Origin of the sequence: Nocardiopsis trehalosi NBRC 14201 (assembly GCF_001552555.1) — a bacterium.
GTDB lineage: Bacteria > Actinomycetota > Actinomycetes > Streptosporangiales > Streptosporangiaceae > Nocardiopsis_B > Nocardiopsis_B trehalosi.
Map to the genome: position 1 here is coordinate 1 of NZ_BCRK01000209.1, position 10067 is coordinate 10067.

General features: G+C 77.1%; 9 protein-coding genes. 8 read left to right on the plus strand and 1 reads right to left on the minus strand.

Translation table 11 applies throughout. The features are described 5' to 3' along the window. Positions 1–864 (plus strand): CPBP family intramembrane glutamic endopeptidase (locus tag NT8_RS24715; protein ID WP_067974416.1); only part of this gene is annotated, 864 nt, incomplete at its 5' end. A 29-nt stretch (positions 865–893) separates the two neighbouring features. On the opposite strand, the gene NT8_RS24720 is transcribed toward NT8_RS24715, so the two are convergent. After that, positions 894–2084 (minus strand): M20/M25/M40 family metallo-hydrolase, encoded by a 1191-nt coding sequence (locus tag NT8_RS24720; RefSeq protein WP_084469252.1) that lies wholly within the window; start codon positions 2082–2084, stop codon positions 894–896. A gap of 272 nt (positions 2085–2356) precedes the next feature. Here NT8_RS24720 and NT8_RS24725 point away from each other — a divergent pair, with 272 nt between their 5' ends. The 7 genes from NT8_RS24725 to NT8_RS24755 all read left to right on the plus strand — a co-directional run bounded on the left by NT8_RS24725 (position 2357) and on the right by NT8_RS24755 (position 10024). Further along, a complete protein-coding gene (locus NT8_RS24725) occupies positions 2357–3112 on the plus strand; it encodes a GNAT family N-acetyltransferase (protein WP_084469253.1) in 756 nt (251 codons plus the stop codon). Beyond that, entirely contained in the window at positions 3109–3801 is a 693-nt protein-coding gene (locus tag NT8_RS24730) for a MurR/RpiR family transcriptional regulator (RefSeq protein ID WP_084469254.1), read from the plus strand. The genes NT8_RS24725 and NT8_RS24730 overlap by 4 nt, the downstream gene beginning before the upstream one ends. Positions 3802–3846: 45 nt before the next feature. Further along, positions 3847–4920, plus strand: a complete 1074-nt coding sequence (menC, locus tag NT8_RS24735; protein WP_281203526.1) for an o-succinylbenzoate synthase — start codon at positions 3847–3849, stop codon at positions 4918–4920. A 78-nt stretch (positions 4921–4998) separates the two neighbouring features. Continuing rightward, on the plus strand, positions 4999–6504 hold the full coding sequence (locus tag NT8_RS24740) for a Na+/H+ antiporter NhaC family protein (protein ID WP_084469255.1): 1506 nt from the start codon (positions 4999–5001) through the stop codon (positions 6502–6504). Between the two features lie 70 nt (positions 6505–6574). Next, entirely contained in the window at positions 6575–8167 is a 1593-nt protein-coding gene (locus NT8_RS24745) for an N-acyl-D-amino-acid deacylase family protein (RefSeq protein ID WP_067974424.1), read from the plus strand. Between the two features lie 95 nt (positions 8168–8262). Continuing rightward, entirely contained in the window at positions 8263–8445 is a 183-nt protein-coding gene (locus tag NT8_RS24750) for a hypothetical protein (protein ID WP_067974427.1), read from the plus strand. Positions 8446–8644: 199 nt separating this feature from the next. After that, complete coding sequence (locus NT8_RS24755; RefSeq protein WP_067974431.1) at positions 8645–10024, plus strand: cation:proton antiporter; 1380 nt, start codon at positions 8645–8647, stop codon at positions 10022–10024. Positions 10025–10067 lie beyond the last annotated feature (43 nt).

Genomic DNA, 10067 nt, shown 5'->3' on the forward strand with positions numbered 1-10067 from the left:
GACGCACCGCGCACCGACCCCCCGCCGCTCCCGCCCCTCCGGCGGCGGCTCACCGTGTTCGCCCTCCTGTGCCTGCTCATCTCCTGGGTGCCGATGGCCGCGCTGGCGGTGGCGGGCGTCGACGTCGACGAGGGCCTCGCCGTCCCCGTCTTCACGCTGGCCGCCGCGGGCCCGTCCCTGGCGGCGCTGATGATGTGGCTGCGGCACCGCCGCGAGTCGGCACGCCCGCGCGTGCGGGCGTCCGCCGCGTGGCCGCTCCTCTCGATCCTCCTGGGCGCGGCCCCCATGCTGATCGTCTCCGCCGCGCTGCACTGGACCGAACTGGAGGCCCTGCCGCACCACGCGGCCTCGGTGGCGGCGAGCGTCGGCGGGCCCCTCGGGGTCCTCGCGTACACGCTCGTGGCGGGCCCGCTGGCCGAGGAGTTCGGCTGGCGCGGCTACGTGCAGCCCCGCCTGAGGACGGCGTTCGGCCGGACGCGGACCGCCGTACTCCTCGGCGCGGCGTGGGCGCTGTGGCACGTGCCGCTCTTCTTCCTCGAGGGCACGGAACAGCACGCGACCGGTCTGGTGACGTTCTCGGGTGCCGTCTTCTTCGCCACCTTCCTCCCGCTCAGCTACGTCATCCTGTTCGCCTGCGAGCACCTCGCGGGAGGGGTGTGGGCGGCCGTCCTCGTCCATGCCGCGTGGAACGCGACCGACGCGCTCGTGCCGCCGGTCGGCGACGCCGGCATCGCCCTGCGGGCCGTCGCCACACTCACCCTGGCCGTCGCCGTCGCGGCGTACTGGCGCGCGCGGCGGCGGTCGTCCGGCGCCGGGTCGGGCCCGGGGGCGGATGGACCCGTCCTCGGCACGGGGCGCGCGTAGCGGCGCGGAGGGCCGGGCGCGGGTGCGGGTCAGGCGGTGGCGAGGACGGCGGCGACCAGGGCGGCGCGCTCGGGGAGGGCGGCGACGTCGATGCGCTCGTGCGCGGCGTGCGCGCCCGCCCCGGTCGGCCCGAACCCGTCGAGGACGGGCAGCCCGAGGGCGCCCACCGTGTTGGTGTCGGCCGCCCCTGCGGCGGGGGCGGTGCCGACCTCCGCGCCGAGGAGGCGGCCCGCCGCGCGGACGGCCGCCGTCAGCGTGTCGTCGTCGCCGTCGGGCGCCCAGGTGGGGCGGCGGGACAGGATCTCGGTGCGCACCCGGGCGCCGGGGCGCACCGGCGCGGGGTCGGTCAGGGCGTCGAGCACGGCGCGCTCCACGTCGGCGTCGGCGAAGCGCAGCCCGATGTCGGCCGACGCGCCGTCGGGCACGACGTTGGTCCGCCCGCCGCCCCGGACGGTGCCGACGTTGCACAGCACCGCCGCGCCGTGGCGGGCGACGGCCGCGCGCACCGCGACGAGCTGGTCGACCAGTTCGTCGACGGCCGACACGCCCTTCTCGGGGTCGAGCGCGGCGTGCGCGGCCCGCCCTTCGACGTGCAGGCGCAGCCGGGTGCTGCCCCGGCGGCCGCGCTTGAGGGCGCCGCCGGGGTGCGGCGACTCGAAGCCGAGGGCGGCGCGGGCGCCCGCCGCGCGCTCGCGGACGAGGGCGGTGGAGGTGGGCGAGCCGACCTCCTCGTCGGCGGTGACGACGACGCGCACCGGCGGGAGGGCGAGGCCGGCCCCGGCCGCGAGTTCGAGGGCGGCCTCCAGGACGACCAGCCCGCTCTTCATGTCGTAGGCGCCGGGGCCGTGGGCGGTGGCGGGCCCGCCGGGGCCGGAGTCGACGCGCCACGGCATGCCGTCGGCCAGGCGGCCGCGCGGCCAGACGGTGTCGTGGTGGCCGATGAGCAGCAGCGGGGCCTCGCCGGCCCGGTCGGGGTGGCCGGGGAGGTCGGCGGTGACGTGGTCGCCGGTGGGGGCGGGGACCCGGGCGGCGGTGGCGCCCAGGTCGGTGTAGCGGGCGACCAGCCGGTCGGCGAAGGCGTTCAGCGCGTCGGTGTCGCCGGACGGGGTCTCGTGCTCCACGTAGGCGCGCACCCGGTCGAGCAGCTCCCCGGTGCGCGCGCGGGCCGCGGTGAGCAGGGCGTCGGCGGCGGAGGCGGTGAGGGGTCCGGCGCTGGTCATCTGGGTCCTTCGGGTCGGGGGCGGGGGCGCGGCGGCGCGGCCGTCCGGCCGCCGGGGACGATCGGCGGCCGATCGGATGTCGGATTTATGAAACGTATCCGTGCGGCCGGTTTTCGTCCACCCGTGGGGTTTCGCGGGTGTTACGAGCTCTTTCGCAGCACATCAGGGCATTGACAGTTGATCATGGTGATTGATACCACCTTGTCCTACACGCTTATGTTCCGGATGGCCGCACGGCCGCCACCGCCCCCGACGCAGGAGCCCACTCCGCCATGCCCCCACCCACGGCCCCCGTGGTCGACACGCTGCGCACCCCCGAGGAACTGGCCGAGGCCACCGCCCTCTACCGCGACGTCTTCGGCTACACCGACGTCCGGCAGGGCGCCAGCCCCCGCCTGCTCACGGCGCTGCGCGCCAACGGCGGCTCGGTCGTGGGGGCGCACGACGGCGACGGGCACGTCATCGCCTTCGCCTACGGGTTCCTCGCCACCGACGGCACGAGCACCTACCACTACTCCCAGGCCGCCGTGGTGCACCCGGACCACCAGGGGCGCGGCCTGGGCCGGGCGCTCAAGGCCGCACAGCGCGACGTCGCCCTGCGCTGGGGCACCACCCGCATGCGGTGGACCTACGACCCCGCGGTCGTCCGCAACGCCCACTTCAACCTCGACGTGCTCGGCGCCGCCGGGCGCTGGTTCGCGGGCGGCTTCTACGGCGAGGGCACCGACCGCATGGTGGTCGACTGGGACCTCACCCGGCCGCCCGGCGGCGCGGCGCCCGCCCCCGCGCCCCCCGCCCGCGCGGCAGGGGCCGCGTGGGCGCACCCCCTGCCCGACGGCGCCCGCACCTGGCTGCCCGTCCCCGCCGACATCGCCGCCCTCACCGACCGCGACCCCGGCCGCGCCGCCGACGTCCGCGCCCGGCTCGCGGCCGCCCTGCGCGAGCTGACGGCGGACGGGTGGGCCGCCGTGTCCTGCCGGACCCACACCCCCGAGACCGCCCTCTACCGATTCGAGCGTGACCGGTGACCGCACCCCCCACCCCGCCCACCCCCGTCGGCGGCAGCGAGGCCGCCCACGCCGAGAACCGCCGGCTGAGCAGCCCCGGCGACCGCTTCGGCGCCCGCCTCCAGCGGCCCTCCTCCGCCGAGGCGCTGCAGCGGCGGCTCATCGAGCAGGAGACCCGCAACCTCACCGAGGCGCTGGAGCGGGTCGCCGCCGACGGCTCGGTGGCGCGCGCGGCGGCCGCCGTCGTCGCCGCCCGGCGCCGGTTCGTGGCCGGCGCCGGCAAGTCGTTCGCCTACGCCTCGCTGCTGGCCACCGACCTGTCCGCCGGCCTGTCCCAGGTCACCCTGATCGACGGCGCCGTCGTCCGCGCCATCGACATCCTCAGCGAGGTGCGCACCAGCGACGTGCTGGTCGCCGTGTCGCTGCGCCGCTACCGCCGCGAGACCGTGCTCGCCGCCGAGCACTTCGCCGCGGCGGGCGGCACCGTCGTCGCCATCACCGACGACCCCGGGGCGCCGCTCGCGGCCACGGCCGCCGAGACCGTCGTCGTGAGCACCGACAGCGCCTCCTACGCCGACTCCCCGACGGCCGTCGCCGCCGTCATCCACCTGCTGACCACGCTGACCACCGCCAGCGCCAAGGGCGCCCGGCGGCGCATCGCCGAACGCGACCGGCTCGCCCGCGCGCTCGGCACCCACCTGGAGGGCTGACCCATCCGCATCATCGAGGCCTCGCTGCACCTGGTCCGGCTGCCGCTGGTGCACGCGTTCCAGACCAGTTCGCACCGGAAGAAGCACCTCGACCACATCCTCGTCCGGCTGGTCGACGCGTCGGGCGCCGAGGGGTGGGGCGAGATCGCCTCGCCCTCGGCCCCCTACTACGGCGCCGAGACCACCGCCACCTGCTGGCACATCGCCGAGGAGCACCTGCTGCCCGCCGTCGTCGGCGCCGAGTGGGACCACCCGGCCCGGCTGCGCGAGCGATGGGGCAAGGTGCGCGGCAACCACTTCGCCGCCGCCGGGGTCGACGCCGCCGCCTGGACGCTGTGGGCCGGCGCCCAGGGCGTGCCGCTCGCCGCCGCGCTCGGCGGCACCCGCACCGAGGTGGTGGCCGGGGTGTCGCTGGGCATCGAGCCGACGATCGACGCCCTCCTCGACCAGGTGCGGCGGCAGGTCGACGCCGGGTACCCGCGGGTCAAGCTGAAGATCGCGCCGGGCTGGGACATCGAACCCGTGCGCGCCGTCCGCTCCGCCTTCCCCGACCTCGCCGTGCACGTCGACGCCAACGGGGCCTACGGCGGCGGCGACGAGGAGATCGCCCTGCTGCGCGGCCTGGACGCGTTCGGGCTGCTGATGATCGAGCAGCCGTTCGCCCCGCGCGACCTGCTCGCGCACGCCGCCCTCCAGCGCGCCGTCGACACCCCGGTCTGCCTGGACGAGTCGGTCGAGACCGTCCACGACCTGCGCACCGCCGCCGCCCTCGGCGCCGGCCGGGTGCTCAACATCAAGGTCTCGCGGATGGGCGGGCTCACCCCCGCCGTCGCCGCGCACGACGCCGCCGCCGAGTACGGCATGGCCGTGTGGTGCGGCGGTATGCACGAGTTCGGGATCGGCCGGGCCGCCAACGTGGCGCTGTCCAGCCTGCCCGGGTTCACCCTGCCGTCCGACGTGTCGGCCTCCGCCAAGTACTACGCCCGCGACGTCATCGCCCCGGAGGTGGTCGCCGACAAGGGGATCGTCGCCGTTCCGGACACCCCCGGTCTGGGCTTCGCCGTCGACACCGCCTTCATCGCCGAGAACCGGCGGGCCGAGGCGGTCGTCCGCGCCTGACCCCCGGGCGCCCCCCGTGCCGCGCCGACGCCGCCGCGGCACGGGTCCACGCACCATCCCCCTGATCGAGGAACGCCCATGAGCACCGACCCCTCCGCCGGCGGCACCCCGCCGCCCCGCGCCGACGGCGCGCCCGGCTCCCCCGGCGCGGCCGCCGCCGCGCCCGACCGCGACGACGCCAACGCCTACGACGTCGACGTCTCCCCCGCCCGGCGCCGCCTGCTCAACGCCATCGCCGTCCTGGGGCTCGCCGCGTCGGTCGCCGCGGGCTTCCTCGGCGGCGCCCCCACCATCTGGGGGCTGCTGCCGATCGCCCTGTACGCGGCGCTCGCGCTGCTGGGGATGGACATCGTCGTCGCCACGCTGCTGGCGCTGGTGTCGGGCGTCGCCATCGCCCAGATGTCGCCGCTGGACGTCGGCACCCTCCTCGGCGAGTCGCTGGCCGACCAGGTCACCATGATCGGCCTGATCATCGTCCTGGGCTCCGGCGTGGGCGAGGTGCTGAAGGTGACCGGCGTGGCGTCGACGATCGTCCGCGGCGTCATGCGCGTCGTCGGCGAGCGCAGCCGCATGGCCGTCACCATCGGGGTCATGCTGGCGTCGCTGCTGCTGGTGGCGGGGCTGGGCACGCTGGCCGGCGCGCTCGCGATCGCCACGCCGATCCTCATCCCGATCGCCGCGCGCATGGGCTTCACCCGGTCGGCGACCGCGTCGATGATCTTCATCGGCGGGTGCGCCGGGCTCACGATCGCCCCGTTCGCCGGGTCCAACGTCGCGATCATGGACGCCGCCGAGGTCGGCTACCTGGCCTACCTGGGCTACGGCGCGGCGCCGCTCGCGGTGCTGTCGCTGCTCATGGGGCTGGTCGTGGTGCCGTGGATGCAGCGCCGCACCGTCGCCTCCGGCGACCTCTACACCGCGGCCGAGGTCGGCGCGGCGGGCGAGGAGGACACCCGTCCCGCCCGCGCGGGCCGGGCCACCGCCGCGTTCCTGGTGCTGCTGGTGGCCAGCGTCGCCTACGCCACGGCCACCAACGCAGGGACCGCGTTCCCGCTGCTGGCGCTGCCGCTGCTCGCGGCGGCCGCGGGGCTCGCGGGCGGCCTGGGCGCCAAGGAGATCGCCGCGACGGTCTACCGGGGCGCCGCCCGGCTCATCAGCATCCTGCTGCTGTTCTGGCTGCTCGCCGGGCTGTTCATCCTCATCGAGCGGTTGCAGCCGTTCGAGGTCATCCTCGACATGTTCGGCGACGGCCTGGCCGGCAGCTCGGCGTTCGTGTTCGCCGTCCTCATCGCCCTCCTCGGCTGGGTCGGGGTGCCCGGGGCGACGGCGGCCCAGGTGGTCCTGCTCGACCAGGTGTTCGGCGACCTCGCCGGGCAGATCGGGGTGGGCGCCGGGGCGTGGGTGATCGTGCTGCTGTTCGCCTCCAAGGCGGACACCTACGGCCCGTTCCCCAACGCCAACATGGTCGGCGCCATGGGGCTGGCCCGCTCCTCCGACCTGCGGAACATGATGATCACCGGGTGGGCGCTGCTCGTCCCGGCGTGCGTGATGTACACCGCGATGCTGCTCTTCCTCACCCGCTGAGCCGCGCCCGGCGCCGCCGCGCACCCGCGCGGCGGCGCCGGACCGCACCCCCGACCGACAGGACACCCCCGTGACCCAGCACGAGACCGTCATCCGCGGCGGCACCGTCATCGACGGCACCGGCGCCCCCGGCGCGGCCGCCGACGTCGCCGTCGACGGCGGACGCGTCACCCGCGTCGCCCCCGCCGGGGCGGGCGACCCGCCCCGGGGCGCCGTCGAGATCGACGCCGCCGGCCAGGCGGTCGTCCCCGGCTTCATCGACCTGCACTCCCACGCCGACTTCAGCGTCGAGGGCGGCCCGGAGGCCGTCACCCAGCTCCACCAGGGGGTGACCACGCTCGTCACCGGCAACTGCGGGTGGTCGCCGTTCCCGGTCGACGCGGACGGGCTGCTGCGCCGCTGGTCGGCGTTCCTGGCCACCGAGAGCGGGTGGGACTTCACCGACGCCGCCGGGTTCGCCGCCACCGTGGACGCCGCCCGGCCCGCGGTCAACCTCGCCCTCCAGGTGGGGCACGCCGCGCTGCGCCTGGCCGCCATGGGCGACGCCGAGCGGCCGCCCGAACCCGGTGAGCTGGACGCCATGCGGGCGCTGCTGCGCGCGGCCGCCCGCCAGGGCGCCTACGGGTTCTCCACCGGCCTGATCTACGCCCCCGGCACGTTCGCCACGGAGGCGGAGGTGCGGGCTCTGGTCGCCACCGCCGCCGAGGAGGGGCTGCTCTACTCCACGCACATGCGCAACGAGTCGCACGCCCTGGCCGCCGCGGTCGACGAGGCGCTGGGCGCGGCCGAGGCGGCGGGCGCCCGGCTGGAGATCTCGCACCTCAAGGCGATGGGGCCGGCGAACCACGGCGCGGTCGCCGGCGCGCTGGCCGCGATCGACGCGGCGCGCGCCCGGGGCGTGGACGCCGCCGCCGACGTCTACCCCTACACCGCGTCGAGCACGACGCTGACCTCGCGGCTGCCCGCGTGGGCCATGGACGGGGGCGCGCCCGCGCTGCTGCGGCGGCTGGCCGACCCGGACACGCGGGCGCGGGTGGCCGACGGGCTGCGGTCCCGGTTCGGCCGCGACATCGACCCGGAGGGGGTCGTGCTCGCGGCCCTGCCCGACGGCCCCTACAGCGGCGACATCGGGGCCAGTATCGCCGACCTCGGCCGCCGCGACGGCACCGACCCGGCCGAGGCGGCGCTGGCGGTGCTCGCGGCGCACGACGCCGCCGTCACCATCGTCAACCACGCCATGAGCGAGGCGGACGTCGCCGCCGTGCTGCGCCACCCCCACGTCTCCGTGGCCAGCGACGGGTGGACGCTGCGGGCCGAGGGCGAGGGCCGCCCGCACCCGCGCAGCTTCGGCACCTTCCCGCGCGTGCTCGCGCGCTACGTCCGCGAGCTGGGCGTGCTCGACCTGCCCGACGCCGTCCGCAGGATGACGGGGCTGCCCGCGTCGCGGCTCGGCCTCACCGACCGCGGGCGGATCGCGGTCGGCGCCGTCGCCGACATCGCCGTGTTCGACCCGGACACCGTGGCCGACCGGTCCACCTTCGCCGACCCCTGGCGGCTGTCCACGGGGTTCTCCACCGTCCTCGTCGCGGGCGTTCCGGTGCTCGCCGACGGCGCCCCCACGGGCGCCCGCCCCGGCACCGTCCTGCGCCGCGCCGCCGCCTGACCGGTGATGACATCCGTCATGCCCGGGCGGTGACATCACCGTCTGGGGGTGGCGGCGGGCCCGGCGGGAGGATGGCGGGGACGAGGGGAGACGACATGGACAAGCGCGCCCGGCAGGGCTCCGGCCTGGCCGTCGGCATCGCGGTCGGAGCGGCCATCGGGGTGGCCATGGGCAACGTGGCCGTCGGAATCGGCATCGGCGTGGCCCTGGGCCTCGCCTTCGGTGGCGCCTTCGGGCACGGGGGCGGCTCCCGCACGGGGTCCCCGGGCGACGGCTGACACCGCCCGGTGCGCGGTCCCGCCCGGCGGGACCGTCCGGCCCCGGTGCCGTGACACGGCACCGGGGCCGGCCCGCCGGCGTACCGCCCCACCTCGGCGGACGCCTCCCACCGCCATGGCGCCGCCCGCCCGCGCCGCCGCCGAGGGTTACACTCGCGCCGCTTCACCCAGCGGACCCCTCGACCGGGCGGTGGCAGGCATGGCGATCGACACGGAACTCGACCCGACGACCTCCCGGCGGCGCACCCGCCGGCGCACCCTCGCGCTCGGGGCGGTGGGCGCAGCGGCGCTCGGCCTCGCGGTCGCGGCCGGAACGGGGCTCGCGCCCCCAGACGGCGGCGGCGCCGCGGGGCTCGGGGTGCGGTTCCTCGTGTCGGTCGCCGTCATCCTGGTGGCCGCGCACGGCCTCGGCCGGCTCGCGCACCGGTTCGGGCAGCCGCCCGTGGTCGGCGAGATCGCCGCCGGACTGCTGCTGGCGCCGGGGGTCCTGGGCGCCGTCGCGCCCGGCCTGTGGGCCTGGCTGTTCCCCGACAGCCTGCTCCAGGCGCTGGGGCTCACGGCCCAGCTGGGGCTGGTGTGCTTCATGTTCCTGCTGGGCTGGGAGACCGACGTCGCGGGGCTGCGCAACGACCGCGGGCCGCTCCTCGGCATCGGGCTGGGCGGGTTCGCGGTGCCGTTCGCGCTGGGGGCGGCGCTGGCCGTCCCCCTGTACCCGCTGCAGGACGCCGAGGCGTCGAGCCCGCTCGCGTTCACCCTGTTCCTCGCCCTGGCCCTGTCCATCACGGCCGTCCCCGTGCTCGCCCGGGTCCTGTCCGACACCGGTGTCGGCGGCACCCGGCCGGGGCGGCTGGCCATGATGGCGGCCGTCGTCGTGGACGTGGTGTCGTGGGGGGTGCTCGCGGTGGTGCTCGCCCTGGCGGGCAGCGGCGACCCGCGCGAGGCGGTGTTCACCATCGCGGCGGCGGTGGCGTTCGTCGCGGGCATGGTGGTGGTCGTCCGCCCGCTGCTGGCCGCCGCCATCGCGGCGGCCGAGCGCGCCGCGGGCGGGGAGGCGCTGCTGCTGCCGATCGCGCTCGTCGTCACCATCGCGTCCGCGGCCGCCACCGAGGCGATCGGCGTGCACGCCGTCTTCGGCGCGTTCGTCGCCGGCGCGGTCATGCCCCGCCGCCCCGCTCTGGGCGGCCGGGTGGCCGGGCCCGTGCGGGCCTTCAGCGGCGCGGTCCTGCTGCCGCTGTACTTCGCCTCGGTGGGCATGAGCGTGGTGTTCAGCGGGTTCGGCGGGGGCTGGACGCTGTGGCTGGTGCTCCTCGCCGTCCTCGCCGCCGCCGCGGTGGGCAAGCTCGTCGGCGTCACCGCCGGGGCCCGGCTGGCCGGGCTGCCGCGCCGCGAGGCCCTCACCACCGGGGTGCTGATGAACTGCCGGGGCCTCACCGAGCTGATCATCGCCGACATCGGCCTGCGCACCGGCATCATCGACACCGCGATGTTCACCGTGCTGGTCCTCGTCGCGCTGGTCACCACCGCCGCCACCGGGCCGCTGCTGCGGCTCACCGGCGCAACGGGGCGGGGCACCGGCTGACCCGGGTCCGGGGCGGCTCGACGCGCGCTGGAGCGCGCGTCGA

Coding starts and splice junctions, on each gene's coding strand:
- NT8_RS24720 (WP_084469252.1), bottom strand. CDS start 2,084: ATGACCAGCGCCGGACCCCTCACCGCCTCCGCCGCCGACGCCCTGCTC.
- NT8_RS24755 (WP_067974431.1), top strand. CDS start 8,645: ATGGCGATCGACACGGAACTCGACCCGACGACCTCCCGGCGGCGCACC.
- NT8_RS24725 (WP_084469253.1), top strand. CDS start 2,357: ATGCCCCCACCCACGGCCCCCGTGGTCGACACGCTGCGCACCCCCGAG.
- NT8_RS24740 (WP_084469255.1), top strand. CDS start 4,999: ATGAGCACCGACCCCTCCGCCGGCGGCACCCCGCCGCCCCGCGCCGAC.
- NT8_RS24750 (WP_067974427.1), top strand. CDS start 8,263: ATGGACAAGCGCGCCCGGCAGGGCTCCGGCCTGGCCGTCGGCATCGCG.